At 54.9% G+C, this 25668-nt stretch carries 29 protein-coding genes and 1 tRNA gene; 18 read left to right on the forward strand and 12 right to left on the reverse strand.

Features of this window, described 5'->3' with window-relative positions:
• Positions 1 to 60: 60 nt before the first annotated feature.
• The gene (locus tag M0P56_RS03390; RefSeq protein WP_291508637.1) at positions 61 to 1134 is read right to left on the reverse strand and encodes a site-specific integrase; all 1074 of its coding nucleotides are present in this window, start codon (positions 1132 to 1134) and stop codon (positions 61 to 63) included.
• A 357-nt stretch (positions 1135 to 1491) separates the two neighbouring features.
• Here M0P56_RS03390 and M0P56_RS03395 point away from each other — a divergent pair, with 357 nt between their 5' ends.
• The 13 genes from M0P56_RS03395 (at position 1492) to M0P56_RS03455 (ending at position 9154) form a co-directional block, all read left to right on the forward strand.
• A complete protein-coding gene (locus tag M0P56_RS03395; RefSeq protein ID WP_291508638.1) occupies positions 1492 to 2718 on the forward strand; it encodes a site-specific integrase in 1227 nt (408 codons plus the stop codon).
• Positions 2715 to 3041 (forward strand): type II toxin-antitoxin system RelE/ParE family toxin, encoded by a 327-nt coding sequence (locus M0P56_RS03400; protein WP_291508639.1) that lies wholly within the window; start codon positions 2715 to 2717, stop codon positions 3039 to 3041. Before M0P56_RS03395 ends, M0P56_RS03400 begins: the two co-directional genes overlap by 4 nt.
• Positions 3038 to 3319 carry a helix-turn-helix transcriptional regulator gene (locus M0P56_RS03405; protein ID WP_291508640.1) on the forward strand — a complete coding sequence of 94 codons (282 nt, stop codon included), beginning with the start codon at positions 3038 to 3040 and terminating at the stop codon, positions 3317 to 3319. The genes M0P56_RS03400 and M0P56_RS03405 overlap by 4 nt, the downstream gene beginning before the upstream one ends.
• Before the next feature lie 85 nt (positions 3320 to 3404).
• On the forward strand, positions 3405 to 3560 hold the full coding sequence (locus tag M0P56_RS03410) for a DUF2442 domain-containing protein (RefSeq protein ID WP_291508641.1): 156 nt from the start codon (positions 3405 to 3407) through the stop codon (positions 3558 to 3560).
• On the forward strand, positions 3557 to 3850 hold the full coding sequence (locus tag M0P56_RS03415; RefSeq protein ID WP_291508642.1) for a DUF2442 domain-containing protein: 294 nt from the start codon (positions 3557 to 3559) through the stop codon (positions 3848 to 3850). Before M0P56_RS03410 ends, M0P56_RS03415 begins: the two co-directional genes overlap by 4 nt.
• A complete protein-coding gene (locus tag M0P56_RS03420; protein WP_291508643.1) occupies positions 3847 to 4383 on the forward strand; it encodes a hypothetical protein in 537 nt (178 codons plus the stop codon). Before M0P56_RS03415 ends, M0P56_RS03420 begins: the two co-directional genes overlap by 4 nt.
• Positions 4384 to 4400: 17 nt before the next feature.
• Positions 4401 to 4781: a hypothetical protein gene (locus tag M0P56_RS03425; protein ID WP_291508644.1), complete on the forward strand. Its 381-nt coding sequence runs from the start codon at positions 4401 to 4403 to the stop codon at positions 4779 to 4781.
• A 17-nt stretch (positions 4782 to 4798) separates the two neighbouring features.
• Positions 4799 to 5656 carry a hypothetical protein gene (locus M0P56_RS03430; RefSeq protein ID WP_291508645.1) on the forward strand — a complete coding sequence of 286 codons (858 nt, stop codon included), beginning with the start codon at positions 4799 to 4801 and terminating at the stop codon, positions 5654 to 5656.
• Between the two features lie 41 nt (positions 5657 to 5697).
• Positions 5698 to 6189 carry a hypothetical protein gene (locus tag M0P56_RS03435; protein WP_291508646.1) on the forward strand — a complete coding sequence of 164 codons (492 nt, stop codon included), beginning with the start codon at positions 5698 to 5700 and terminating at the stop codon, positions 6187 to 6189.
• A 95-nt stretch (positions 6190 to 6284) separates the two neighbouring features.
• Entirely contained in the window at positions 6285 to 6551 is a 267-nt protein-coding gene (locus M0P56_RS03440; RefSeq protein ID WP_291508647.1) for a helix-turn-helix domain-containing protein, read from the forward strand.
• 109 nt (positions 6552 to 6660) lie between these two features.
• A complete protein-coding gene (locus tag M0P56_RS03445; RefSeq protein WP_291508648.1) occupies positions 6661 to 8370 on the forward strand; it encodes a YfjI family protein in 1710 nt (569 codons plus the stop codon).
• Entirely contained in the window at positions 8367 to 8771 is a 405-nt protein-coding gene (locus M0P56_RS03450; RefSeq protein ID WP_291508649.1) for a hypothetical protein, read from the forward strand. Before M0P56_RS03445 ends, M0P56_RS03450 begins: the two co-directional genes overlap by 4 nt.
• Complete coding sequence (locus M0P56_RS03455; RefSeq protein ID WP_291508650.1) at positions 8768 to 9154, forward strand: hypothetical protein; 387 nt, start codon at positions 8768 to 8770, stop codon at positions 9152 to 9154. Before M0P56_RS03450 ends, M0P56_RS03455 begins: the two co-directional genes overlap by 4 nt.
• 363 nt (positions 9155 to 9517) lie before the next feature.
• Here M0P56_RS03455 and M0P56_RS03460 read toward each other — a convergent pair.
• Positions 9518 to 9593 (reverse strand) — tRNA-Asn (locus tag M0P56_RS03460).
• A 147-nt stretch (positions 9594 to 9740) separates the two neighbouring features.
• Between M0P56_RS03460 and M0P56_RS03465 the strand changes: the two genes are divergently transcribed.
• The 5 genes from M0P56_RS03465 (at position 9741) to M0P56_RS03485 (ending at position 14312) form a co-directional block, all read left to right on the forward strand.
• Positions 9741 to 10319 carry a C40 family peptidase gene (locus M0P56_RS03465; RefSeq protein WP_291508651.1) on the forward strand — a complete coding sequence of 193 codons (579 nt, stop codon included), beginning with the start codon at positions 9741 to 9743 and terminating at the stop codon, positions 10317 to 10319.
• Positions 10320 to 11504 (forward strand): lytic transglycosylase domain-containing protein, encoded by a 1185-nt coding sequence (locus tag M0P56_RS03470; protein ID WP_291508652.1) that lies wholly within the window; start codon positions 10320 to 10322, stop codon positions 11502 to 11504.
• Positions 11505 to 11600: 96 nt separating this feature from the next.
• Positions 11601 to 12947, forward strand: a complete 1347-nt coding sequence (locus M0P56_RS03475; RefSeq protein ID WP_291508653.1) for a TRZ/ATZ family hydrolase — start codon at positions 11601 to 11603, stop codon at positions 12945 to 12947.
• Positions 12944 to 13645: a bifunctional 2-polyprenyl-6-hydroxyphenol methylase/3-demethylubiquinol 3-O-methyltransferase UbiG gene (gene ubiG / locus M0P56_RS03480; protein WP_291508654.1), complete on the forward strand. Its 702-nt coding sequence runs from the start codon at positions 12944 to 12946 to the stop codon at positions 13643 to 13645. Before M0P56_RS03475 ends, ubiG begins: the two co-directional genes overlap by 4 nt.
• Positions 13638 to 14312 carry an HAD family hydrolase gene (locus M0P56_RS03485; RefSeq protein ID WP_291508655.1) on the forward strand — a complete coding sequence of 225 codons (675 nt, stop codon included), beginning with the start codon at positions 13638 to 13640 and terminating at the stop codon, positions 14310 to 14312. The genes ubiG and M0P56_RS03485 overlap by 8 nt, the downstream gene beginning before the upstream one ends.
• Here the strand turns inward: M0P56_RS03485 and M0P56_RS03490 are convergent.
• From M0P56_RS03490 to M0P56_RS03535, 10 genes are read right to left on the reverse strand one after another with little or no spacing between them, the layout of a single operon-like run.
• Positions 14271 to 15161, reverse strand: coding sequence for a DMT family transporter (locus tag M0P56_RS03490; protein WP_291508656.1), 891 nt, complete (start codon positions 15159 to 15161; stop codon positions 14271 to 14273). The genes M0P56_RS03485 and M0P56_RS03490 overlap by 42 nt on opposite strands.
• Positions 15162 to 15196: 35 nt before the next feature.
• Entirely contained in the window at positions 15197 to 15361 is a 165-nt protein-coding gene (locus M0P56_RS03495; RefSeq protein ID WP_291508657.1) for a hypothetical protein, read from the reverse strand.
• Positions 15351 to 17198, reverse strand: a complete 1848-nt coding sequence (locus M0P56_RS03500; RefSeq protein ID WP_291508658.1) for an ABC transporter ATP-binding protein — start codon at positions 17196 to 17198, stop codon at positions 15351 to 15353. The genes M0P56_RS03495 and M0P56_RS03500 overlap by 11 nt, the downstream gene beginning before the upstream one ends.
• 13 nt (positions 17199 to 17211) lie before the next feature.
• Positions 17212 to 18708, reverse strand: coding sequence for an amidase (locus M0P56_RS03505; protein ID WP_291508659.1), 1497 nt, complete (start codon positions 18706 to 18708; stop codon positions 17212 to 17214).
• 31 nt (positions 18709 to 18739) lie between these two features.
• On the reverse strand, positions 18740 to 19183 hold the full coding sequence (locus M0P56_RS03510) for a GNAT family N-acetyltransferase (RefSeq protein WP_291508660.1): 444 nt from the start codon (positions 19181 to 19183) through the stop codon (positions 18740 to 18742).
• Between the two features lie 15 nt (positions 19184 to 19198).
• A complete protein-coding gene (locus M0P56_RS03515) occupies positions 19199 to 20806 on the reverse strand; it encodes a peptide ABC transporter substrate-binding protein (RefSeq protein WP_291508661.1) in 1608 nt (535 codons plus the stop codon).
• Positions 20807 to 20842: 36 nt separating this feature from the next.
• Entirely contained in the window at positions 20843 to 22150 is a 1308-nt protein-coding gene (locus tag M0P56_RS03520; RefSeq protein WP_291508662.1) for a metallopeptidase TldD-related protein, read from the reverse strand.
• On the reverse strand, positions 22147 to 23604 hold the full coding sequence (locus M0P56_RS03525; protein WP_291508663.1) for a TldD/PmbA family protein: 1458 nt from the start codon (positions 23602 to 23604) through the stop codon (positions 22147 to 22149). Before M0P56_RS03525 ends, M0P56_RS03520 begins: the two co-directional genes overlap by 4 nt.
• A 19-nt stretch (positions 23605 to 23623) precedes the next feature.
• Entirely contained in the window at positions 23624 to 24643 is a 1020-nt protein-coding gene (locus M0P56_RS03530; RefSeq protein WP_291508664.1) for an ABC transporter ATP-binding protein, read from the reverse strand.
• On the reverse strand, positions 24640 to 25668 hold the full coding sequence (locus tag M0P56_RS03535; protein ID WP_291508665.1) for an ABC transporter ATP-binding protein: 1029 nt from the start codon (positions 25666 to 25668) through the stop codon (positions 24640 to 24642). Before M0P56_RS03535 ends, M0P56_RS03530 begins: the two co-directional genes overlap by 4 nt.

Below are 25668 nucleotides of genomic sequence, written 5' to 3' on the forward strand. Positions count from 1 at the left end.
CATGTTATCCACAGCTAGTCGCTTCGCTTGGAGTGATAGCCGCGATACAATTATTTTGAACTATAAGAGTGAGGTAGCCAGGTTGGCCGTGCGTAAATGGGCGTATCGTGCCAGCATTTGCAGATTTTTATGGCCGGTAATAGCTCGTATTTCCATAATGTCCAAATCGGTACGCTCAAACAAGCGGCTGGTGGCCTCGTGGCGCAGGTCGTGAAAGTGGAGCGCGTCGTCGCCCCAACCGCTGGGGATGCCCGTAGCAATACGGGCGCGGTCCCAAGCACTATCTATACCCGCGCCAGACATCCCAAACACAGACACATCCTTTTCCCCTTTTCTCGCTGATCGCCGTGGTACGGCATTCAGTGCCTCTATCGCCGCCGGCGAAAGCGGGACGGTACGGGCGTCACCATTTTTGGTCTTAGGAAGAAATAGCGTTCGGTCTTTGAGGCGCACGTTGTCCCAGTGCAGCGCCACGATCTCGCCTTGACGCATCGCCGTCTCGACTGCCAACACAACCAGACAGGCCATGTTCAGATCTAACGCCCCAAGGATCGCCCCCATTTCCCCCGGATTCAGGCGACGTTCGCGGCCACCCGGCAGGCGAGGCTTACGCACGCTGGACACCGGATTGTCCAGAGAAGCCATACCCCAATTCGATTTGGCCACCGAAAATAAATGTGAGAGCGCTGCGAGGTGCAACCGAATGGTGTTCGCGCCTTTACCTTCCGCTTCCATTTCCTTAATGACGTTGGCGACATCCACCCCACGGATGCTCGCCATGGTGCGCGATGACAGCGGGCGGCGGAGCCACTGGCGAATAAAGCGCTTTTCCGCGTCCTGACTACTCACCTTCTTGGTAGGTGTCACCTCGACAAGGTAGCGCTCAAAGCATTCCCCCAAGGTCGTTTTTTCAGACTCACCACGCGGCGCAAAGATTCCCCGATCCATTTCTGATTCGATAGAGCGCGCCCACGCTTCCGCCTCACGTTTGACTCGGAAAACCTTGGTCTGTGTCGAGTAGCCTTTACGTCGCACCTTGGCCTGCCAGCCAATGGTGATGCCGTCCTGGTCTGTTTGCGCGTAGAAACCCGCCATCAATTCACCGTCTGGACAATCTGGACAAATTCTGGACACGGAAGCCTCATGATCTTCGGTAGTGCTTTGCTAGCGAAAACACGGCCGACGGTGTCCAGTATCCCTCTTCAGAAAACTCGATGTCCAGAAAATGTCCAGAAAAACAAAAAGGAGCTAGGCGATACTTACCTAACTCATTGATTCTTTTGGCTACCCTGGACAGACTCGAACTGCGGACCTAGTGATTAACAGTCTCAAAGTCGGGCATTTATGGCGTTTTATCTACCCCCCTGTATCTTGACGTATCAGTCACTTAGTCAGATACTACCTTTACCGATATTCACCGATTTACCGGAAATGTGTTAGCCCCGCGTTAGCCCGGCTAACTGGAGTCTCAAGGTCCAAAGGGAGCACGCCATGCCTGAGAAGATGCAATTCACCAAGGCCCGCATAGCGGCGCTGGAGCCGGTCCCCGGCAAACGGATCACCGTCTACGACGAAACACAGAAGGGACTCTGTATCCGCGTTACACCAGCCGGAGCCAAGGCGTTCTATTGCGTCCGAAGGGTGGAGGGCAAAGTGGAGTGGGTACGCATAGGCGATGCCACCGCCGTGACCATTGAGACGGCCCGGACCACTACCGCGAAGATCGTCAACGATATTGCCGCAGGGACCAACCCCGCCGAGCAGAAGCGTATCAGGAAAGCGGAGATGGCATTCTGTGACCTGTTCAGCGAGTGGGTGAAGGACTGCAAAGCCAGAGACAAAAAGAGCCTGAGCAAAGATCAGGACAACTACCGCTTGCACCTGCAAGGACTGGCCCGCAAGAAGCTATCAGACATTCAGCGTAACGAGATACGCAAGCTGCACTCTACCCTTTCGGTAAAGTCCGGGAAGTTTCTTGCAAATCGCGTCCTGGCCTTGGTGCGGGCACTGTTTAACTTCGGTATCAAAACGCTGGATATACCGGGACTGACCAACCCCGCAGCCGGGCTAAAGATGAATCGGGAGGAAAGCCGGGATCGTCGTCTGCACCTCGACGAAATGCCGCGGTTCTTTGAAGCACTGGCCGCCGAGGAAAACCCCGATATGCGGGATTACATCATGCTTTCGCTGCTGACCGGGGCGCGTCGCTCCAACGTGCTGGCGATGGCCTGGGCAGAGATCAATCTGGACCGGGCAACGTGGACCATCCCCGGCTCCAAGGCGAAGGCGAAGGACAATATAACCGTACCGCTGACCACCGCCGCCATTGAGGTGCTACAGGCCCGCGCAGAAGCTACAGGGGCACAGGGATGGGTGTTCCCCGGCGCTGGCAAGACAGGCCACCTTGTAGAGCCTAAAAAGGGCTGGCAACGGCTATTGCAGCGGGCAGGCATCGAGGACTTGCGCTTGCATGACTTGCGCCGTTCTTTGGCATCCTTCCAGATCGACGCGGGGGTGTCTCTGGCCGTCATAGGCAAGGGGCTAGGCCACCACTCGCAGCAAACGACTGCCGTCTATGCAAGATTGGCGCAAGACCCCGTAGCAGACGCCTGGCAGAAAGGCACCGACGCCATTCTGGTGGCTGCTGGCGTCAAGAGCACCGCCGAGATCGTGCCTTTGAAGAAATTGCCCGGCCATCGCAAAAGTGCTATATCGTGAAGTGGACCACAGAGACACTTGACCAGCGTGTTGATGATGAGCTGAACGCCCTGCCGTCCGCATTGCTGGCGCGTCTGGCGCGGATATTGGAATTGATTGAGCAGGTGGGCTTGGATCAGGTCCACGAGCCGCATATCAAGCACTTGGAGAATAAGCTCTGGGAGATACGCGCCAAGGCACCGGATGGGATTGCCAGAGCGATATATGTCACTGCAACAGGGAAGCGGCTGGTAATCCTTCATGCTTTCGTCAAGAAAGCGCAGAAAACGCCTAAGCAGGCCATAGAGACAGCACGGCAACGCGCCAAGGAGATTTTGCAATGACTCTCATATCGGAACTGAAAGAGCAATGGATGAAAAACCCCGCGTTCAAGGCGGAATACGACGCGCTGGAAGATGAGTTCAGCCTTGCCCGCGAGTTGATCGAGGCCCGGACCCGCGCTGGACTGTCGCAAGCGGAATTAGCGCAACGCATGGGCACCACACAATCCGCTATTGCCCGCCTGGAGAGTGGCAAGGCCCCGCCGTCCATGCGAACCATTGCGCGTATCGCCGCCGCTACCGGCACCCGCGCCGTAGTCCGGCTGGAGCCTCGCCCTTGAATGAGCGCGTCGCAGACGTACAGATCACCGAGGACACGCTGTCCGTGCGGCTCATGGATGGGCGCAGCATATCGGTCCCCCTTGAATGGTACCCCCCCGCCTTGCCCATGCCAGCGCCAAGGCCCGCGCCGTCTGGGAAGTTGCGGGGGGCGGCTATGGCATCCATTGGCCGGAGATTGATGAGGACTTGAGCACCGAGGGACTGCTAAGAGGCGCACCCGCACCGCGAGGGGTGGCATGATTCTACATATCACCGAAGCAAAAGCCCTCCCTGGCCATCGCCTGCACGTCCGATTCAGCGATGGGCAGGAAGGCGATGTGGACCTATCCCGAGAACTGACCGGTCCGGTATTCGACGCATTACGGGATGATGACCTGTTCAACCGGGTAGAGGTCCACAGTCTGTTCCATACCGTGACATGGCCCAACGGCGCAGACCTGGCACCCGAATATATGCTGGGGACCTGTTACAGCACCAGCAAGACCAACGCGAAAAAACCGCGGTTCAATAACACAAGGACATTATTATGAATATGCTATTAAAGACATACCTAGTCGCAACAGGAACCGTTCTTTTAACCAGTTTTGGTGCTCTTACCGATGCATCAGCGGGGACGACGTTCTCCGAGTGGCAAAGATCACAATCGGGGTTTTTCTGCACATCGGCTCTCGAGAAGGGAACGCTTACTGTAAGTTGCAACCAGCCTAATATTGATGACGATGATCACATTCACCAGTTTCAGGAGCTGGGATTGTTAAGCAGAACCGTGACCAATTCAGAGACTAGAGAATATCCCGCGATACCGGTTATAAATGTTTCAAAAATGGTGCTTCTCGAAGACCTGAGGCTACTTCCAACGGGGCGGATGATTAAAGTTGTGGTGATTGTCCAAGTTCCGAACCGCTATGGAAACATTGCACCGAGAACACTCTATAGCTTTGACTTCCCTGCTGGGCTGGGAAAGAAAATAAACTGGAATGGCTTCGGTTTCACTAAGCTTATACGAGTTACACAAAACTTCAGGTTTGGTTCCTGGTTTTTAAATAATTTTCCCCATAACTAAACAACTAGGAAAAACCTATGATCGCTCACGCAAACCAACCACCTTTCCCGCCAGCGCTCGTGCGTTATTGCGACATGAAAAGCACTATAGCAGCTGAAACCCAAAAGGCGAGGCGCGCGCACATGTTTACGCCTAACCGTGATATGTCACTACGTGACCAAGTGGCGGCTTCCATAATCAAATATCGCATGGGCAGCTACACCTATATTCCAGGCCACAAAAATCATAACGGGGCTATATTTATTATGGAAACCGCATTTATCATTCATACTGTCAACGAGGTGTTCAAGTGGGAGTCCAGAAGAGAAACGACAGGACAGGTGCATTCATTGATCAATATGGCCTGTTTAATGGGTCCTTCTGTCCGTAAGTATAAACATAATCATCCAATAAAATAAGAAATAGAGGCACGACAATGTTAGTTACTCTTGGCATCCTGATAGCGATTGCCGCGTGTTTCTGGGCGCTGTATCGCATGAAGGGAAAACGTGCTCACAAGGTTATGACGGTAGAAGAGCGCAATGCGAGACTGGCACCTTGGGCGAGGCCATCTGAGCCGACGACGGATGACGGAACGAAACAGGCAGATTCGGTCACACCGCCGTCCGCCATGCCGAGAAGGCCGGATTTTGGAGATTTTCTAGCAGCATACCATGAAGCGAAAACACACCCGACGCTAAAACAACGAATAGACAACATCTTCGCATTTAGCGGGTGTATGGTTTTTGCGCTGCCGTTTATGATTATCTGGGTGCTGTTCTTCGGGACCATTATATTGGTAGCGGTAGGTTACTTATTATCCGATTCGCACCAAAGCCATGATCCTGGCAAAAATCCCGCATATATCAGCACTCCGGCAGGTGTGGAAAGCATATACAAGGACCATAATTATAATACAGAGTTGTTCTGCAGAGCAGAGGCCGTCTCTCTGAAAAATAATGTGGTCAATTCAATAACAGATATAAGTATAAGTTCACGATACCATCCATCCAAAAAATCAATCGCTCTGCTCACTCACTATGCTGAAGCAAAAGATGATGTTTATGGAATTGAACGATGGTCTACCATTGAAGCGCGCGATGATCTAAGAATATTAAAAGAGACTCGTTCCTCAGTTAATGCCAATATTGGATCCATAAATGGGCTGCGTCTGTATCTCATAGCTCTGCAGACAAATTTTGTCTTATCATCTGACCATGCTTATTGCGGCAAACCAATTTGGTGGCCTAAACAATTCTCAACATCTCCAAAACAGCTTATGCGTGAATATTAAGACGATGTAGAGCACGGTCCGCAGATATGGAGTGCATGATTATGGCGAAACAATCACTAGAACCAGATTATTACACGCTGGAAGAATTGGCGGATAGGTGGGAAAAATCTGAAGACATCCTTCAGAGGTTAGCCCTGGAAGGAAAGGTTGAATGCTTCTTTTCCCTTACAGAAGAGGAAGAAAACATGGACGCCGGCTGGGACGAAGCAAGGGGGGACGTTCGAGAATACTTCTCAAAAAAATCTTTCCGTTTTCGTGCGTCCGAAATCCACCGCATGGAGCGCCAGCACGAAGCCGTAGAGAAGGCCGCCGCCGATGATGTTCTGGGCACCAGAGAGCGGGAAACAATGCAGGCCGTTATTGCGGCTATGACACAGGTTATTGCAAGCACCGCGCCGAAGTATAAATGTGGCGACCGTCCTAATGTGGATGCTATAGCCAGCACGTTAGAAGGAATAATCCCCGACCGGAAAAAAAGGGGAATTAGCGAAACAATAAGCAAGGCTTTGAAAGCAGGGCTAATCCGCACCTGATTTGCAAATGTAAATTACATTTTGCATTTCCCAGATCACCGCAGAAAACCACCGCATCATGGCCTCACGTTATCCCTGAATGTGAGGCAACACCCATGCAAACGAACACCGAATCAGTAGCCCCGATTGTCGCCGAAATTGGCCGTACCCTGGGCTATCCGCCCGAAGCTATCCCCACACAGATTGACGAAAAGCGCACCGCCGAAGTGCTGGGCGTCAAAGTCTCCACCCTGACCAACTGGCGCACGACTGGCCGCTACGCCTTGCCCTATATCAAGGTGGGCAGGCTAGTCCGTTACCGCGTCGCTGACCTGGCCGCCTGGATCGCCAAGCGCCGCACCGGCATGGAGGCCGCCCAATGAAAAAGGCCGCCCTTCCGAAGAAAGACAGCCCGTTCAATCAGCTCAATAAGTTTATTGTTCTTCCAACTGTTTTGCAAGAATTTGTTGTGGCAATTTTAGGGGGTGCAAAATGCTGACTCCCAAAAATAAGCGAATTTTTGAGGCATTGGCTGAGCGAAATGCCACAACCCGCGAATGGCCTGCGCCTGAGCGGATCGGTTCAGACTTGCCACCAGTGCCGCAGATGGATGTGGAGGCGCTTCTGCCTGCCCCGCTTGCCGGGTATGTTAGAGATGCCGCGCATCGTAAGGTTGCCCCGCCTGAGTTTGTCGCCGTATCCCTGCTGGTCAGTCTCGGCGCATTGATTGGAGCGCGGTGTGGAGTGCGGCCCAAACTGCTGGACGACTGGATCGTGGTCCCGAATCTTTGGGGTGCAATCATCGCGCCGCCGAGCAAGAAGAAGTCGCCCTCTATGGCCGATGGTACAAAGCCGTTGAACTGGTTATCCGCCAAAGCCCGCGAGAACCACAACAAGGCGATGGAAGCCCATCAGGAAGAAGCTGATCGGTTCGATGTAATGATGGCCGCGGCGAAGAAAGCCATGCAAAAAGCCGCTGAAAAAGGGGATGATGCTGCCATTGAGCAGGCCAAGGCGCGTATAGCTGCCCTCAAAGATACCAAGCCAAAGCCGCCGACGATGAAGCGGTACACGTCCAATGACGCCACCATCGAAAAGCTGGGCGACCTGCTGGTGGAGAACCCACAAGGGCTGCTGACTGTCCGGGATGAATTGGCCGGGCTGCTGACATCGTTCGATAAATCCGGCCACGAATCGGATCGCGCCTTTTATTTAGAAGCATGGAACGGGACTGAGGGGCACGAAGTAGACAGGATTGGGCGGGGTTCCCTGTATATTCCCAACCTAGCGTTATCGATTCTGGGAGGCATCCAACCCGAACGACTGGAGCGTTATCTGGACAGTGCTGCCAAGGATGTGGGCAACGATGGGTTACTGGCCCGTTTTCAGTTGATGGTATGGCCTGACTCCCTGGACTTTGAATGGAGGGACACCGCGCCCGATAAGGCGCTGAGGGATGCCGTGTACAAGGTGTTCGAGACACTGGACGACGACGATTTTATGGCCGCCTGGGGTGCTGAACCTGCCGACCAGTTCCGGCGTATCCCTTCATTCAGGATGTGCCCCGCAGCCGCTCAAGCCTTCATTGCATGGGACACCAAGCTGCAAACGGAAATCATGCCAACGTGTCAGTCGGTATTGCAGGAGCACTTCGGAAAGTTCGAAAAGCTGGTGGCGGGGTTGGCGCTGATTCTGGACATGGCCGAGCGTGCAGATGCAGGCGGGATCATCGGTCCGATTCGTGAGGGTCCCATGCTCAAGGCGATAGCCTGGGCGGGTTTTCTCGGCGCTCATGCCCGGCGTGTCTACCACCTATGGATGCACCCGGAGGTCAGAGCCGCGCAAAAGCTGAGTGAGGCGCTGCTGCAACGCAAGTTGCCCGACACCTTCACCACCGCCGACGTTCAACGTAAGGGATGGTCTGGCCTGGGATCGCCTAGAGAGATCGCGGCCGCGCTGGAGTTCCTGGAATCTACCGGGTGGGTGCGACCGCTCCCAAAACCGGAGATGCCAACCCCCGGACGGCCTGGCAAGGGGTATGCCGTGAATCCAAAAATTCACCTTTCAAACGCCAAAGGCGACCCGATTAAACCTACCAAACCCCCGCAAAGTGAATTAAATAGGTTTGATAGGGTGTCATCTAGCGTTTGTGAGGATGTTTTTTCCGACGATGACGACACCTCTATGGATGGTGAGGTATGAATGCCGCCGAGCTGATGACCGAAATCATCCAAGCCGGTGGTGAAATCTGGGCGGAGGGGGACCGGCTCAAGTTCCGGGATACCCCCGCCCGGCTGATACCGCTTATCCGGGAACACAAGGCCGCGCTGCTGGCGCTGCTAACGCCACCGTCACCGGCCAAGAGCACTGCTGACACCGCCCAGCCCATGCCGATGCAGCACAGGGCAGATATGCCCCCGCAAACAGCGCCAGCACCAGTCTATTGCCGAGATTGCGCGAGGTTTCAGCCGGGCATCCAGAAGCTCTCGGTGGGCGCATGCCTTGCCTCGGTGACGGGTCCGCCGTCTGGTGGTGTTGGTTACAAAGCCTGCTACCCGATGGCACCCAGAACCTGTCCCAGCTACGAGAGGAACGTCCCATGAGATACCCCAAACCAAAACCCGAGAAAACCATAACCACAAAACGCAGACGAATCCGCCGTGAACATGCGAGCGGCCCCATTGGGTCGCTCTGGAATAGAGTTACCGACCGGCTGGATGTGGCGGAGCTGGAGCTGCTGGCCGCCGGTCTGCTGAACCAGCGACCACCGAAACGAGCCGCCGCGCGAGATCAGCATCGCCGCGAGTTGTTGCGGGATATGTTGGATGATGTCTGGATCACGTCCTACATGGCAGAAGCCGAGATCAAAACGCTCCGGGTGGCGCGGGCTGCTGCCTTGGCGCAATTGAGTGCTGCCGCAAAAAAGATTAAAGCGTTACAGGCGCGAATCTCAGAGCTTGAGCACAAGCTCTCAGAAGCGACGTAGACCACAGGGGTGCATCACGAGTCTGTAACGTATAACTTATTTATTATTCAATTAGTTGTGCACTGATTTACGCATAAATACCACATTACAACGCCATGTTGGAAAACTGTTTTTCAGGTTTGTTTCGCTAGGGTATCAGACATCACGTTATACGGTGGCCACACAATTAAACCCCCTCCCGGTCCAGGTTCAGAGAGCCACGGCTTACGGTTGGACGCTGTCCCGCAAGGCTGTCACCGTGACAGGCGGATCACTGCTGGGCGTGACCGGCACCAGCACCCCATTTTCCTTTCTGAGGTTAGCCCTGGGTTAGCCCGCAAAAATAAAGGCACCTAGCAAGTTGCGCTAAGTGCCTAATTCTTTTGGCTCCCCGGGACAGGCTCGAACTGCCGACCTAGTGATTAACAGTCACCCGCTCTACCGACTGAGCTACCGGGGAAAAGTGCGCGTATCCTAGCCTTCCGTGCCGCGCGCGTCAAGGACTAGACACCCGCTTTTCTCCCAGCCACCGGGCACCCCCACCTTGCCAAAGGATGACATTTCGGCTATCTACTTTTTTAGAGAAAAAAGAAGGAGGAAGACGCCGATGCGAAGGCAAAGCATGATGTTACTGGTCGGCCTAATCAAACATGGAGGCGGACTCATCCTGTTATTGACTCTGGCCCTCAGCGGCTGCGCCACCATGACGTCGCGCTCGGCATATCCACCGGCAAACCCATCTCCCGAGAACACGTCGCCTGCTTACGACAGCCGCGCGGAAGCCACCACCCTGGATGCCGTGCTCGTCCATACCATCGCAGAAATTGGCAAACCATATCAATGGGGTGGAGAAAGTCCGCGGACGGGATTCGACTGCAGCGGGCTCATCCAATATGTATTAGGGCGCGCCGGGGTGGCGATTCCCAGAACCTCTTTTGCCCAAGCCGAAGCGTTGCCAGCGGTAAACCTCAGCCGCATTCGCCCCGGCGACCTGGTGTTTTTCAACACCATGGGCCAGCCCTTCTCCCATGTGGGCATCTATATCGGCGGTAATCAGTTCGTCAGCGCCTTGAACCGGCAGCAAGGTGTCGCTGTGCAAAGCCTGCAGATTCCCTACTGGGCGGAGCGGCTGGATGGCGTGCGACGTCCGATGCCTGCCGAGTTGCTGGCGATGCGGGACAACTAAATGCATAAAAATACGGTCTTATTCCTGAAGAGCACATTGGCCGCGGTGGTCGCCGCGGTTTTATCGGCATGCGCGACCAATGTCGGCACGGTGAATCAAGCGGCCGCACCGGCAATCGCCACACCCGCCCCGCTGCCCTTGCCTGCGGCGCCTTTGCCCGCGGTACCCATTCCGGAGCAACCCAGCACTGCGGTCATGCCGGAGACTAGCAATAACTGCATCAGCAATGTGGCGTTCCCCAATTTTCCCCAGCGATATCAGGAGCGGTTGCAGAAAATCGCCTGCCACCTGCAGGAACGGGATGACCTGCCCGCCAACTATGTGATTCCTACCCTGCAAAATGCCCATTTCAACGCCCGCGCCGTGGCGCTGATGACCCCCCCTCCCCCTTCTGCAACGCCAGCGACACCGTATCCCTGGTGGCGCTACCGGAATCGTTTCCTGCGCCAGAACCGTCTGAATCAGGGGGTGCAATTCTGGCGGGAGCATGCCGCGCTTCTGCACGCAGTCAGTCAAAAATATGGCGTTTCTGGACCGATTTTGATGGGTATTCTCAATATAGAAACGGGCTTCGGTTCCTCTCAGGGCGGGTTTTCCGTGCTCGACAGCAACTTGAGCCTGGCATTGGCGTTACCTGGCCGGCGGCGGTTTTTTCTGCACCAGACCGCGGAGACACTGAAGCTCGCCCAGCGTTTGGGTGTTTCTCCCGGAACCCTCCTGGGCTCACAGGCAGGTGCCATGGGCATGTCCCAGTTCCTGGCCAGCAGTTACCTGCGCTATGGTGTCACCTGGAATGACCCGCCGGGCGGACCCATGCCCAACCTGTGGCAGTCGCCTGCCGATGTATTGGCCTCCACCGCCAACTTCTTCCGCCGCCACGGCTGGCAGCCGGGACAGCCGGTGCTGTGCCAGGTATCCGGCGATCAAGGCGCTGACGTGGCGCCATTTCTACATGGCAAGCACCCGCTTGCGCAACTGCGCGCTGCCGGTATTCAGCCGGAGATGGCTTCGAGGCTCCCAGGATCAACGCCAGTGGGCCTGCTGCGCTTGCAGACAGAGCATGGTCCGACACTGTTCATCGCCTACCCGAATTTCTACGCCATCATGGGCTACAACCCGAGCACTTATTACTCGGCAACAGTCTGGGCCTACGCCGAAGCGATCAAGCGGGTTATCAACGGCTGATCCGCGGCCATATCACGGGCGCCACGACATTTGTCGGACGCCGCTGCCCTTGTGCTAATATGGCGCCTTCCGTTTCCAGAAAGGATGGAGTCCGGTGTGGCGTTAGAAAAAACGGGAATGCAATCTGTCGATCTGATTATTCTGGCGCGCTGGATCGTGCCGATTCGACCGCGCAGCGTACTCCACGATCACGCCATGGCGGTGCATGACGGACATATCGTCGCTATCGGCCCGGCCGAAGAAATCCGCGCGCGCTACACCGCAGCACACACTACGCAACTCGACCACCATGTGCTGATGCCCGGTCTGGTCAACGCCCATACCCATGCGGCCATGACCCTGATGCGCGGACTCGCGGACGACCTGCCGCTGATGACTTGGCTGAATGAACATATATGGCCCGTAGAGGGCCGTTTTGTCAGCCCGGAATTTGTGGCCATGGGCACGGAACTGGCTGTCGTGGAGATGCTGCGCGGTGGCACCACATCCTTCAATGACATGTACTTCTTCCCTGAAGCCGCGGCGGAGGTTGCCCAGCGCATGGGCATGCGGGCCACCATCGGGCACGTCGTCATTGATTTTCCCACCGCCTATGCCGCCAATGCCGATGCCTGCCTGCAGGCTGCAGCGGATTTATTGCCGCGCCTGCGCCGGATGTCCCTCATTCGCCAGAGTATTGCCCCCCATGCGCCTTACACCGTCGGTGATGCGGGCTTGCGCGGGGCGCGCGACCTGGCCACAGTGGAAGAGTTGCCGGTGCATATGCACGTTCACGAAACCGCCTACGAAGTGCGGGAGGCCATGGATCGTGACGGCATGCGCCCGCTGACGCGCTTGGCCAGACTGGGATTATTGAACCAGCACTTTCTCGCCGTACACATGACCCAGTTGAATGACGAGGATTTGGCACTTTGCTGCGACTCGGGACTACGCGTTGCCCACTGCCCCGAATCCAATCTGAAACTCGCTTCGGGGATGGCACCGATAGCTGTCCTGCGTCAACAGGGCATCGGATTGGCCATCGGAACAGATGGCGCGGCCAGTAACAATGATCTCGACATGCTGGGTGAATTGCGCACCGCCGCCTTGCTGGCGAAAGGCGCAAGTGGGGATCCCACCGCCTTCCCCGCCTGGGAGGCCCTGGAGGCTGCGACGCTGGGGGGTGCGGAGGCCATTGGCTGGGGCGCAGAAACGGGTAGCCTGGAACTCGGCAAGGCCGCCGACTGTATCGCCATTGATCTGGATCATCCGGCCACTTTCCCGGTCTATGATCCGGTCTCGCAGGTGGTGTATTGTGCCGGCCGCGATCAGGTCAGCCATGTCTGGGTAAACGGTAATCCGCGTATTGTCGAAGGACGGGCCGTGGATTGGGACACGCAGGATGTGTTTGCACGCGCCCGGAGCTGGGCACAGCGCATTCGTGAAAAGGATAATGACGCATGAATATGGATCAGGCTGAAGTCAACAAGTTCGACGCCCTCGCCGATCAGTGGTGGAATACCGATGGACCCTTCCGCACCCTGCATGAAATCAACCCGTTGCGTCTCGACTTCATCGCCAACGGCTGTGGAGGGCTGAACGGCAAGAAAGTGCTGGATGTGGGCACCGGGGGCGGACTCCTGGCAGAGGCCATGGCCCGTCAGGGGGCGGATGTTACCGGTATTGATCTCGCAGAGGACGGCCTGAATGCGGCACGCCATCATGCAGATACCAGCAGAGTGAGCATCGACTACCGGCAGATCGCCGTCGAAGATTTGGCGGCGGAAAAGCCAGGGCATTATGACGTGGTGACTTGCATGGAAATGCTGGAGCACGTCCCCGACCCGGCAGCCGTAGTGGCGGCTTGTGCCCGTCTGCTGCGTCCCGGCGGCGACGCTTTTTTCGCCACCCTCAATCGCAATCCCAAAAGCTACCTGATGGCCGTCATTGGCGCCGAATATGTGCTGGGCTTACTGCCACGCGGCACCCACGATTATCAGAAATTCATCCGGCCCAGCGAACTGCTCGGCATGGCGCGCAAAGCCGGTCTGGAGACTTTATCGCTCAAGGGCATGCATTACGATCCGATGCGTCATCTGGCCCACCTGACCCAGGATGTGACCGTCAATTACCTCACTCATACCCGCAAAACCCATGGCTGAAAGTTGGGCGGTGCTTTTTGATCTGGATGGCACCCTCGTCGACACAGCACCCGATTTGGCGGCAGCCGCCAACCGGATGCGTGAAGCCCGAAACCTACCCCTCTTGCCCCTTGCGAATCTCCGTCCTGTGGCCTCCCAGGGCGCCAGTGGATTGCTACGGGCGGCCTTCGGCCTGCAACCCGAGGACCGGGCATTCGCCGCCATGCGCGATGAATTTCTGAAAAATTATCAGGAACACATTTGTGAGCAAACGACCTTATTTCCCGGCATGACGCATGTTTTAAGTTTACTCGAAGAACGTGGCGTTGCCTGGGGCATCGTCACCAATAAGCCGGGATTTCTGACCATACCACTGATTGCTGCTTTGAAATTGACCGTCACGCCTGGCGCGATTGTCAGTGGCGACACCACTGCCCGCGCCAAGCCCGACCCCTTACCCGTGATGCATGCCTTGCAGCAACTCGGTGCCACCGGGAAGCAGAGCATTATGATCGGCGATGATCCCCGGGATATTCTGGCGGGCAGAGCGGCGGGTACCCAATGTTGGGCAGCGGGCTGGGGCTACATCGAAGCCGGCGATGACCCCGAAGGCTGGGGTGCCGATCAGGTCATTCGGAACAGCCGGTCACTGGAGCTCGCCCTTCTCCATTTCCACACCACCCAATGACACCGGATGCTGCTGGCTGCGAGTAATCTGTAAAATCGCCGCCGAAAGTATCAGTACACCGCCCAGCACCTCCAGCCAGGTCGGCGCTTCCCTGGCCAACCACCAGGCGGAGAGCGCGCCGACAATGACCTCAAACGGCATAATGACCGCCGAAACGCTGACCGGCATCCGCGCCACCCCGTACTGCACGGCCATCGTCGCACCGGCAATCCATAGCCAGGAGAACGCCAGCAGATAAGCATAGTCAGCGGGCTCGAGACTAGGCCAGTGCTGGAATAAGGCAAAAGGCAGGGCGATCAGTGCGCACCCCCACCAGACGGCGGTCGCACGGTGCAAATCGCCCAGGGCCATATCGGCGCGCAGCACCACATTACTGAGGGCAAAAGCAAAACCGGAGGAAATGGATAACAAATCATCGGTGCTTAGATCCATTATAGAAATGCCCTGACCATGGCTAACCACCAACACCGAGCCGCCCACCGCCAGGATTGCAGCCAGTGCGCCGCGCCAGCCAATGGGCTCGCGCAGAAATACCCGTGCTGCAAAAATGGCCCAGACCGGCGAAAGGTAAAATAACAACAGCATCCGAACTACTTCGCCATGAACGAGCGCCAGCATAAAGGCGACATTCGTCCAGCCCCCGAAAATGAGCAGCCCGACAAGGGTGCGCGCATGGCCGCGTAGCTCATGACGTCGCCGCCAGGACCACCATCCTGCGGGAATCGCCAGCAGCACATAAATAGCCACGATCAGCCAGGCGCCACGCAATCCCGCCGCGTTAAAGTAACGCAAGGGCCACCACAACACGCCCCAGAGGCAGGAACCCAGCAATAGGCCCAGGATCGGCAAACTGTTTCCGCGCACCGGCAATTGAATAGAGTGGCTCAGGAGAGAATCCTTTGCACCAACCAGGCATCCCGGTAAATACAGGGGCTATGCTGAATTTCCGCATTGATAATCCGCTGAATCTCACAGCGCACATGCGGCCAGTTCTTTTCTTCTAGCACTCGAATTTCGCACTCAGGATGAACTAGCACCTCAAGACCCATGGCGATAATTCATGGGCTTACTTTGACGCGCCCAAAGTTCGGCGTAATGACCGTTGGCCAGCAACAATTCTTGGTGATTACCCATTTCAGAAATCTGTCCATTAGCCATCACGATAATGCGATCAAAGTGCGCTATAGTCGAAATACGATGCGCGATGGAAATCACCGTACGGCCTGCCATAAGTGCATCCAGTTCATGCTGAATTTCCTGCTCGGTCACAGAATCCAAGGCTGACGTCGCCTCATCCAAGACAAGAATAGGCGCGTTTTTGAGGAACACTCTGGCAATCGCAATACGTTGCCGCTGTCCTCCCGAGAGCTTGATGCCGCGCTCTCCTACCTGGGCATCCAGCCCGGTGCGACCAAAGGAGTCTACCAGATTCAGAACAAACTCGTCAGCACGTGCCTTGTGCAGGGCCTCCTCCACCTCTTCACGGGAGGCTTTTTGCCGTCCATAGCGTACATTATCAAGGATAGAGCGATGCAATAAGGACGTATCCTGAGATACGACACCAATATACTGACGAAAGCTTTCTTGCTGGATATCCCGAACGTCCTGACCGTCAATCAGGATTCGACCGTTGTTTACATCAAAGAAACGTAGCAGTAAATTGACTAGAGTAGATTTCCCAGATCCCGACGGACCGACGATAGCAACACGCTCCCCCGGATGTATGGTAATGGATACTTCATCAACATGTTTTATTTCGTCTACTGCACCATCAGACTGATGATAACTGAAGGAGACTTTGTCAAAGACGATATTGCCCTTTTTATAGGAAAATGGCTTAGCCAACGGTGCATCTCCCATAACCCGAGGGCGATCTACTGAGCGCATACCATCCTGGACCGTACCGATATTTTCAAAAATCGCCGATAAACTATTGGCAACCCATCCGGACATATTGGCGATTTGCCAAACCAACGGCACCGCAGTCACCAGTATACCTACGCTAATAAATTCCTCATGCCATAACCAGATGCCTACTCCGGTTGTCGCACTCAACAACAATGCATTAAGCACAGTCAGAGAGGTCATCCATGTGGTGACCATCCGCAACGATGCACGAAATGCGGAGGTGTGACCCGTTAGCGCGTCCCTGACGAACTGATCTTCATCTTCCGACTTGGCAAACAACTTTACCGTATGAATATTGGTGTAGCTGTCTACAATTGCCCCGGTAAGGCCAGAACGCGCTTTGGATAACGAATTAGATCGCAGAGTGAGGCGTGGAATAAAAAACCACATCAACAGCCCATAAAGAATAAACCAAAGAAATACTGGAGCAGACAGCTCCCAGCTCTGTCTGGCGAGAATAATGATCGAACTTATGCCGTAGGTGAGTAGATACCATACTGCTGTCAAAGTTGCCACCGTACTTTCCCGCAGCGACGGACCGGTTTGCATAACCCGATTGGCGATGCGTCCGGCAAAATCATTTTGGAAAAACCCCCAGCCCTGACGGATCAAACCTCGATGATTCTGCCAGCGAATCAGGTTCGTGAAATTGGCGGCAAGAGTCTGATTAGTCACCAAGTCATGAAAAAAATGAATAATAGGGCGCACCACGATGATTATCAAGGCCATAATCAATACGGCATTAAATTCATCTGAAGGCAGATCGTTCGACTTCGAATGAGCCACATATCCAGTTATTTTTCCAATAAAAATAGGTATGGAAAGATCCACAATAGCCGTGATAAACCCCGCCATAAATAGCAGAATCATCGACCCCTTGACCTGTGAGACATAATGCCAGTAAAACTCCCATACCGACGATCGGCTGGTGTGATCCGAAATTTCATGGGTTTCATGGTCTCGGAAAATATCAATCATCCTTTCAAACGCCTTATACATCCTTTTCACCCATATCCATTTTGAACAACGGTGTAATTCGCGCTGCCAGCGCTGTTTCCAAGGCGTACCCGTAACACAGTAAAAGCGACTCAGTTCCATGGCCCGCGAAAAACGTTGCACCGACCGGCAGTCCCTGTATATGCCCGGTGGGCACCGTCAAACTTGGCGTACCAGCCACGGCTGCGAGCGTACTACTTCCACCGGTGTGGTGGTCACCAGTAAGAAAATCAATTAACCCACTTGGATTATTGGAGGGTGCGACACAGGCTGCCAACTGGTTTTTATACAGCATGTAATCCAACCCCTCTGTCCATGCCAAACGTTTACACAAGCGCTTGGCATCAAGATACCTTTCCTCCCCAAGCCCGCCTCTCTCCGCGGCAAGCTCCAGATATTCCTGTCCAAACCACGGCATCACCGACCCCGAATTTTTTGAGTTCGAGGCAAGCAATGCTTCGAGCGAGTGCGGTACATCTTTTGAACGAAGTCCTTTCAAGTAACGATTGATGCCGTATTTAAATTCATAGAGTAGAACTTCCAATTCCGCCTGGCCAAGTTCCGCCATATCGGGAAGTCGAATGCCCTCAACCAGGGTAACTCCGAAATCTTGCAATGCATCCAGAACTTTTTCAAAAATAGGTATGGCGTCACGATGCAGCTCAAACGGATTCCTCAACACTCCAACCCGGGTACCTCTCAGCCTGCCTATATCGGAAAAGATCACCGGGCCGCCGTTACCCGCCACATCCTTTCTCAATACCTGATAGAGCAAAGCACAGTCCTGAACCGTTCTCGCCATAGGTCCAGCGGTATCCTGACTGTGGGCTAAAGGCACGACACCGACGGTGCTGATTTCACCCAAACCGGGCTTCAGACCCACAAGGCCGCAAGCCGCAGCGGGGCTGAGGATGGAGCCGTCCGTCTCCGTTCCAACGGCAACCGTACACAGACTAGCGGCGACAGCTGCGGCAGATCCCGAACTGGAACCAGAGGCGCTACGAGTCAGCATATAAGGATTACGGGTCAGCCCACCCCGACTACTCCAGCCACTAGTGCTCCAGGGACTACGGAAATTCGCCCATTCACTGAGGTTGGTTTTGCCAAGTATTACCGCTCCCGCGTCCCGCAAACGCTGAATCAGAACGGCGTCTCGATCGGGACGATTATCCAGCAATGCCAAGGAGCCGGCACTGGTGATCATGCCATCACCGGTTTCAATATTATCTTTAACTAAAATGGGAATGCCATGCAGAGAACCTCTGAGGCGTCCCTTTTTTCGTTCCATATCCCGCGCAACGGCAATACTCCTGGCCTCCGCATTCATTTCTATGACGCTATTTACGCCCCAGCCACTGCTCGAGCTGTTTGAATCATGCGCAGCGATGCGCGCAAAATAGGCCTCAACCAAATCTAACGATGAGCAAATACTAGAGCCCATCCAGCTTTGAAGGGTAACGATATCCACCTCAGACAAATCCGGCAAGATCATTGTAACCTCAGACTTAAAGAGCAGGACGGATCTATGAAGACAAAACCCATCTCATACGGATATGTTCTATACCGGCTTCATCAAAAGCGGGGCCAAAAGGCTCATAACCCAACTTGAGGTAAAATTCCTGAGCGCTTCGCTGAGCGTGGCACCAAACCTCTGACAGCCCCTCGTCGCGCGCGGTACGATGTACTTGGCCCATGATCTGAGTACCCACGCCACATCGTCGGTAAGATGACAGCACTGCCAGACGGCCCACTTTGCCCTTTAAGGCAGTGTCGAGACGAGCGGTCGCTACAAAAACGGTGCCGCTTTGCGCCAGAAAATGCTGGCAGTGCATGTCGCGATCGTCCATTTCCATTTCCTCTGGCACGCCTTGCTCACGAACGAAGACCTCCATGCGCAATTTCTCAATAACCGCACGCTCCCGGCTAAAATCCGCCAGAAAAACCCTGATAAATGGCTTGTCACACATAAGATGATTCCAGAATCACTGTGGATGTTGAGGATTACAGACCACGGAATACAACGCATCCGCTAACTGTTTATGGGTGATTTCAGGCGCATATTTTACAATGTATTCCGGATAAGGTAAAAAAATCACGGGAACCTGTGTATAAGCGTAACTCTCATACTTGTAAAGTGCTTTAAGACCATTATTCTCAGCGCTATCGCGGATAAGTTGATCCATATAGGCGTTACTATAATCTCCGTAATTAGAGCCACCACCAGTATTAAATAAGCCATCACCACTTGGATAATAATCCGGATCATAAGACCATACGATCATAGACGCTTCCCATTTTCCATGCGGATGCAATTTGGCGATCTCCAGGTTAAATGGCAAAACACGGATACGCATGTCTACCCCAATACCCTGCCAGTCCTCTTTCAACAACTCACTGACCGCCACCAAAGTCTGACTTACGTCAGGCACCAACATGGTAAACATGAGTTTATGGCCATTTCGAATCCGTATCCCGTCCGGACCCGCCAACCATCCCGCTTCCGTAAGGAGGTGTTTTGCTTTGGCTGGATTATATGCCAAAACAGGATCTGCAACCAACTTTTTCATTTTGGGCGAAAGATAGGTATCTGGATTGGTAGGAACCGGATTAAAGCTGGGCACACCCAGACCATGAAATGCCGTCCGGATAATTTGTGGCTGGTTAACCGCTAGTGCCAGGGCCTGACGTACCTTCACGTCTCGCAAAAAAGACACCTTGGGATTCGTAAGGTTCAGCGTGACATAATTAAATCCATAGCCCCCATTACTCACGCAGGTTTTTAGATTTTTGACCATCCACCGAGCATCATATAAATAATGTGGAATCATACCCGCCTGAATCACGCCGGATTTCAGTGCCCAAAATGCGCTGGAGTCTGAGGTATACATTTTAAAACGCAAATGCTGCAGTGCAGGCGGTGGTCCTGAATATTTAATATTTCTAACAAAATCAACACTTCTACCCGGTATATATCGTTCCAGCTTGTATGGTCCATCCACCACCGAAACCATTTCTGGTTTATCCTGGAACTTGAAAATCGTGTTGATGGAGTATTTTTTCCATAGCCACGCGGGAACAGGCACCAATTGCGACAATCCATTGAGTTCAAACCAGAGGATATTCACCGGTCGTTTCACGGAGATTTGCACGGTCCGCGCATTGATCACGATCGCTTTAGTGATCAAGTCGGGCATACCACCCATGCCACTGTTCGCGTAACGTGAGCCAAATTCCTGAATCATGCGCAGGCAAGCCAGTACATCGGTGGCGGTAACAGGCTTACCATTAGACCATTTCCAGGGCTTTAGCCTGATCGTAAACTGGCGACGATCTACTGAAACATGAATGGACTGAGCAATAGACTGTTTCCAGTCAATTTTCAAATCCGTGCCAATCCAAAGCAGCGGACGGAACATCAAAGTAATGATCTGCATGTTCGCACTGGAGTCATTATTAACCACCGGCAGCAGCGAGTTCACAGTCATCGGCGGAGACAAGCCCACGGAAGTCACGGTAGTCAGCGATGGAAGTGGGGTCGCAGGCGCCTTGGCCTCAACGAACACCCCCGTAAAAGTGAGACCGAGAAACAAGGAAGCACTACGATATAGATTTTTCAGAACGTCCCCTCAAAGGGTTATTTTCAATGCGGTCATTGCCCCGGGAAGCATGGCCCCACCCCAGGAACGGCTACCGTAACTATGGGTTTCGGGAATGTGGTGCATGGTGGCGCCCAACGCCTCGAGATCAGAGCCCAAAATCTGATACAGACTGGAATCCACCCGCACCGGCGCCAGTGGACCCGCGAGCTCGCCCTGCTCCACCCAGAAACAGTCATATCGCGTCATTGCCGTCAGGCGACAACTCGCCGGATCAGAAATATTCGTGTACCAGAGACGACCAATATACAAACCCGTGCCAATCTGCCGGAGTACTTCCGCATCCGGCAACGCCCCAGCATGGAGATGTAGTGCCATGGGCAGACCATCGCTATTGATCATCTGGTCAAATTCCCGCGCTGCGCGCGGGCTGACCAGAGACTGCCGCGCGCTTCCCGCCGCAATGAGCGGCACTTCACCGGGCAACGGAAAGCCCTGCTCCGTAAACGGCGGAGCACCCAAAGCCAGTCGATTCTCCTGAAGCATGACGGAGGGGTCCAAATGCTTTTCACCCGTATATAGCTGACTCAGCGGACTACTTCCACTGTGAATAGCCTCTTCCGAAAAACCATTCCAACTGATCGTCCCGAGCAGTTCGGCGAGCGCCTCTGCCGAAAGCCAAGCCCGATAACTACCGGCTTTGGGGGTGACAGTTGGCCTCTGTAGAGCATTCAGGTTCCTCGCCATGCCATCCATGAGTGCGGGAATATCCTGAATATCCGGCTGATTCCTGACCCGTTTGACGGCGTTATATTCGGAATCAAAAAAACTCACATCCACACTGCTGCCACCACCGCGATGTACCAGACAATGCCCCTGGCTACTACATACGGCGAGTGTCTGTGGACCGGCGAGAACCAGCCCCACCAAATCATGAGCGCCTGCAGATTCACAAAGAACGCTGACCATCTCCTCAAAATTTGAGGACGAACCAGGACCTCCGGTTTCTATCTGCCAGGGATCTGCGCTCAGGTTCAACCAGGGGTCATCTGGCACATACCGCAAATCATCGCGCAGCGACTGGACCCAATCCCGCAGGTGTGTACCGGAAGGAAGCTCCCCCTCCAGCGAGGCGCTCACCATGGACTGACCATTTGATAAAAACAAGGTGAGGACATTCTGATGAATGGCACCGCTCTGATTTATACGCGCCTGATTCAAACGCGCATATTGCGTTTCCTCCGCATATAACTTTGCATAAAGCTGCTCACCCGCGCATACCAGCGTAGCCAGGACGCTGGGCAGGTTCAGAATATACTGATCCATTGTGCTCATCATGCGTTGCCACCAAAGGTTTCAATGCCGCGAAAGAGACAGGCAGGTGAGGCGTGCCCGACGGTGATCGCCTGATTGGGCTCTCCTTTCCCGCAATAGGGCGTTCCAGAAACGCGGTAACTGGCACGATCCCCCACCGCAATGAGCGATTTCCAGAAGTCCAGAGTGCGTCCTCGATAATTGGGGTTTTTCACCCAACCTTTGAGTTGTCCATTCTCGATACGACGTCCCCATTCACAACCAAACTGAAACTTGTCGCGACGCTGGTCAATGGACCAGGAACGATTTTCGCTCATCCATATCCCATGCTCGACGTGCGCAATCATATCCTCCATAGACGTGCCCCCCGGCTCCAGATTGATATTGGCCATGCGGTCGATGGGTTGGCGCAGAGGGTCACATACCCGTGCGCAGGCTACGGGTTCCATACCGACACGGGCCGCAGAGCGTGCCCCTCCAAGCGGGCGCTGCAGGATGCCATCACGGATTAAATGGGTACGTTGTGCGGGGGTACCTTCGTCGTCGTACCCAAACCCCGCAAGTTCACCCGCTTCGGAGGGATCAAACACCACGTTAAGTAGCGCGCTACCATACTGAAGCCGTCCAAAGTCTTCTTGTCGCACAAAGCTCCATCCCGCATAGTTCCTTTCGTCCCCGAGAATGCGATCCAACTCCAAGGGATGACCGATGCTTTCATGAATCTGCAAAGTCATCTGCTCCGGTGAGAGCAATATATCCGTAATACCCGTGGGGCAGTCCGGTGCGTCCAGCAATTCGAGCGCCTCAGTTGCCAGCCTTGTTGCTGTTGCCACCGTGAAGCCAGACCTCGTCAATGCTTCAGCGCTGGCCGTTCCCTGAGCATAAGGGCTGTAACTGCGTGACTGCGCCTCGTGGCCGTCACTGGCGGTCGCTTGCATGTACGGCATGCAGAGATAGGTTTCCTGGTGCTGTTCCGCCCCGGCGCTATGTAAAAAATAGCGCTGCCGTTCAACCGTCTCGAGACCCGCCCGACGATCCTTGATTCGGTCGCTTTGCTTCAGAGCCGCGTCCAGAACACGCAACCATTCAAAGCGTTCGGCAAGAGACATCCCCGGACCACCGGGCGAACGCCAGTGGCCTATCTGGTTGGGCTTAGGCCAACTCTCCATATCCGTCAGACGAAATGCCGCCAAAGCCTCCGCGCACTGAGTGGCCTGGATGACCGCTCGACGCAATCCCTCCGTAGAAAGATCTGTAGTCGACGCATAACTTACATTGCCCCCCGATCCGACAGTAAGAAGTGCTGCTCTCAGCATCTGACGTTCCGGAGCCACGGCAACCCCACGTTGAACGCTCGTACTTAACCTCACACTTTCTTCGATTAATACCGACCAGTAAGGTAGAGATTGCAGCAGACCAGCGGCCCGGCGCGCTGTAGCACGTAAATCTTCGCCTGAGCCAGATTGACTAGATGACATTAATGTTCTCCTGAGTACATTAGCCAGTCGTTCCGGTAGGCTGCGACGACTGCAGCCTGTCGACACGCTCCAGCGGGAAATGGCAGGCCACCTGATGTCCCTCAGCCACATTCTGCAGCAAAGGACGCTCGCTGCCGCAGCGCGGCTGGGCTTTCGGACAGCGGGTATGGAAAGCACAACCAGAAGAGGGATTGACCGATGACGGAGGCTCCCCCACCGGCGGCGGCAAGTGGGCTGTCTCGCCCTGGCGAACCATGGGCGGCAGAGCATCCATCAGGGACGCGGTGTAGGGATGGGCCGCGTTGCTAATCAAGGCGCAGGTGGGGGCAATCTCCACCACCCGTCCCAGATACAGCACCATAATGCGTTGCGCGAGGTAAGAGACCGCTCCCAGATCGTGACTGATGAAGATGTAGCTCAGCCCCATTTCGCTTTGAAGATCCCGCAGTAGATTCAGGATACGGGCCTGCATGGAAACATCCAGACCTGAAGTAGGTTCATCCAGCACCAGGAGCTGCGGATCAGTGGTAAGCGCCCGGGCGATGGCAATACGCTGCCGCTGACCACCCGAGTACTGACCTGGATATCGGTTCATGGCCCGTCGGTCAAGACCCATACGGTCAAGCAACGCTTCGGCTTTCTGGCGGCGCTCCCCGGCGCGGCCGATGTGTTGCAGGAGCAGTGGCTCCATGATGATTTGCCCTACCGTCATGCGGGCATTCATGGAATCAAAGGGGTCCTGAAACACCATCTGCATTTGCTGGCGGAAGGGACGGATCTGTTTTTCACTCAGGGCGGTGAGGTTGGTACCATCGAGATGCACCGCTCCGGAGCTTGGCCGTACCAGATGCAGAATGGCCCGCCCCAGTGTGCTCTTTCCAGAACCCGATTCGCCGATCAGACCAATAGTTTGCCCTCGTTCCAATCCGAAGCTGATATCACTCAGGGCATGTACGGTGCCCTGGTTTTGCCGCAGCAAGCCGCCTTCACCCAGATTAAATCGGACATCCACTTGCTGTACTTTCAGCCAGTCGCTCATGCCGCACCTCGGACCGGATGAATACAGTAAAAGTGATGGACTTCACCCTGCCGGGTGGGATAGGCCTGCAAACATTCGGGTGTCACGGCTGGGCAACGTTCTGCAAAACGACAGCCGACCGGAAATTCCTGGGGTCGAGGTGGAAGTCCGTCGATATCACCCAGACGTTCCCCCGTGTTGAACAATCGTGGAATGGCGTGCAGCAGGGCTTGACTATAGGGATGCCGCGGCGCACGAAAAAACGCTTCTGCGGGGCCTTGTTCGACGGTCTTGCCCGCGTAAAGTACCATGACTTTCTGGGCGTACTCGGCCACCAAAGAAAGATCATGCGTAATAAAGATCACCGCCATGCCGTGCTCTTTCTGGAGACGCTGAATCAGCCGCAGAATCTGGGCTTGATTGATGACATCCAAGGCGGTGGTGGGTTCGTCGGCAATCAACAGGCGGGGCTTACAGGTGAGGGCCATGGCGATCATCACCCGTTGCCGCATACCACCGGAGAACTGGTGGGGATAGTCGTCGAGACGTCGCTCGGCATCGGGCACCCCCACCTCCTGAAGAAGTTGCAGGGCGTGCGCCCGGGCGGCCTGGTCCGTAGCCCCGCAGTAAAGCCGGTAGGGTTCGGCGATCTGCTGAGCTACGGTCAGGCTAGGATTCAGGGACGAGAGCGGATTTTGGAAGATCATCCCGATCTCCCGGCCTCGGGCGGCCCGCAGGGCGGCGTTGGAAAGGCGGGTGATCTCGGTATTTCCGAGTTGCACTGAACCACTGCTGATCTTTCCTCCCCACGGGAGCAGTCCCATGAGCGCCGCAGCAGTCATGGATTTACCCGACCCGGATTCACCCACCAAACCCAGGGTTTCTCCAGCGCGCACCTCAAAACTCAGGGATTCTATGACGTTAAAGGCTTTGCGTCCGCGCCCGAAGGTCACCGTCAAATCCTTTACCTGTAAAACCGTCGTTTCACTGCGCATATCCGTCTCCCGCAGGGGCATATGGGAACGATGCTGGGTTTTATCGGCCAT

The organism is Acidithiobacillus sp., from assembly GCF_023229925.1.
Classification (GTDB): Bacteria; Pseudomonadota; Gammaproteobacteria; order Acidithiobacillales; family Acidithiobacillaceae; genus Acidithiobacillus.

Excerpts from the sequence above, each read along its gene's own strand:
- M0P56_RS03395 (WP_291508638.1), top strand. The coding sequence starts at position 1,492 with ATGCCTGAGAAGATGCAATTCACCAAGGCCCGCATAGCGGCGCTGGAG.
- M0P56_RS03405 (WP_291508640.1), top strand. The coding sequence starts at position 3,038 with ATGACTCTCATATCGGAACTGAAAGAGCAATGGATGAAAAACCCCGCG.
- M0P56_RS03410 (WP_291508641.1), top strand. The coding sequence starts at position 3,405 with ATGGTACCCCCCCGCCTTGCCCATGCCAGCGCCAAGGCCCGCGCCGTC.
- M0P56_RS03415 (WP_291508642.1), top strand. The coding sequence starts at position 3,557 with ATGATTCTACATATCACCGAAGCAAAAGCCCTCCCTGGCCATCGCCTG.
- M0P56_RS03420 (WP_291508643.1), top strand. The coding sequence starts at position 3,847 with ATGAATATGCTATTAAAGACATACCTAGTCGCAACAGGAACCGTTCTT.
- M0P56_RS03425 (WP_291508644.1), top strand. The coding sequence starts at position 4,401 with ATGATCGCTCACGCAAACCAACCACCTTTCCCGCCAGCGCTCGTGCGT.
- M0P56_RS03430 (WP_291508645.1), top strand. The coding sequence starts at position 4,799 with ATGTTAGTTACTCTTGGCATCCTGATAGCGATTGCCGCGTGTTTCTGG.
- M0P56_RS03435 (WP_291508646.1), top strand. The coding sequence starts at position 5,698 with ATGGCGAAACAATCACTAGAACCAGATTATTACACGCTGGAAGAATTG.
- M0P56_RS03440 (WP_291508647.1), top strand. The coding sequence starts at position 6,285 with ATGCAAACGAACACCGAATCAGTAGCCCCGATTGTCGCCGAAATTGGC.
- M0P56_RS03445 (WP_291508648.1), top strand. The coding sequence starts at position 6,661 with ATGCTGACTCCCAAAAATAAGCGAATTTTTGAGGCATTGGCTGAGCGA.
- M0P56_RS03450 (WP_291508649.1), top strand. The coding sequence starts at position 8,367 with ATGAATGCCGCCGAGCTGATGACCGAAATCATCCAAGCCGGTGGTGAA.
- M0P56_RS03455 (WP_291508650.1), top strand. The coding sequence starts at position 8,768 with ATGAGATACCCCAAACCAAAACCCGAGAAAACCATAACCACAAAACGC.
- M0P56_RS03465 (WP_291508651.1), top strand. The coding sequence starts at position 9,741 with ATGCGAAGGCAAAGCATGATGTTACTGGTCGGCCTAATCAAACATGGA.
- M0P56_RS03470 (WP_291508652.1), top strand. The coding sequence starts at position 10,320 with ATGCATAAAAATACGGTCTTATTCCTGAAGAGCACATTGGCCGCGGTG.
- ubiG (WP_291508654.1), top strand. The coding sequence starts at position 12,944 with ATGAATATGGATCAGGCTGAAGTCAACAAGTTCGACGCCCTCGCCGAT.
- M0P56_RS03485 (WP_291508655.1), top strand. The coding sequence starts at position 13,638 with ATGGCTGAAAGTTGGGCGGTGCTTTTTGATCTGGATGGCACCCTCGTC.
- M0P56_RS03495 (WP_291508657.1), bottom strand. The coding sequence starts at position 15,361 with ATGGGTCTTGAGGTGCTAGTTCATCCTGAGTGCGAAATTCGAGTGCTA.
- M0P56_RS03500 (WP_291508658.1), bottom strand. The coding sequence starts at position 17,198 with ATGATTGATATTTTCCGAGACCATGAAACCCATGAAATTTCGGATCAC.
- M0P56_RS03505 (WP_291508659.1), bottom strand. The coding sequence starts at position 18,708 with ATGATCTTGCCGGATTTGTCTGAGGTGGATATCGTTACCCTTCAAAGC.
- M0P56_RS03510 (WP_291508660.1), bottom strand. The coding sequence starts at position 19,183 with ATGTGTGACAAGCCATTTATCAGGGTTTTTCTGGCGGATTTTAGCCGG.
- M0P56_RS03520 (WP_291508662.1), bottom strand. The coding sequence starts at position 22,150 with ATGATGAGCACAATGGATCAGTATATTCTGAACCTGCCCAGCGTCCTG.
- M0P56_RS03525 (WP_291508663.1), bottom strand. The coding sequence starts at position 23,604 with ATGTCATCTAGTCAATCTGGCTCAGGCGAAGATTTACGTGCTACAGCG.
- M0P56_RS03530 (WP_291508664.1), bottom strand. The coding sequence starts at position 24,643 with ATGAGCGACTGGCTGAAAGTACAGCAAGTGGATGTCCGATTTAATCTG.
- M0P56_RS03535 (WP_291508665.1), bottom strand. The coding sequence starts at position 25,668 with ATGGCCGATAAAACCCAGCATCGTTCCCATATGCCCCTGCGGGAGACG.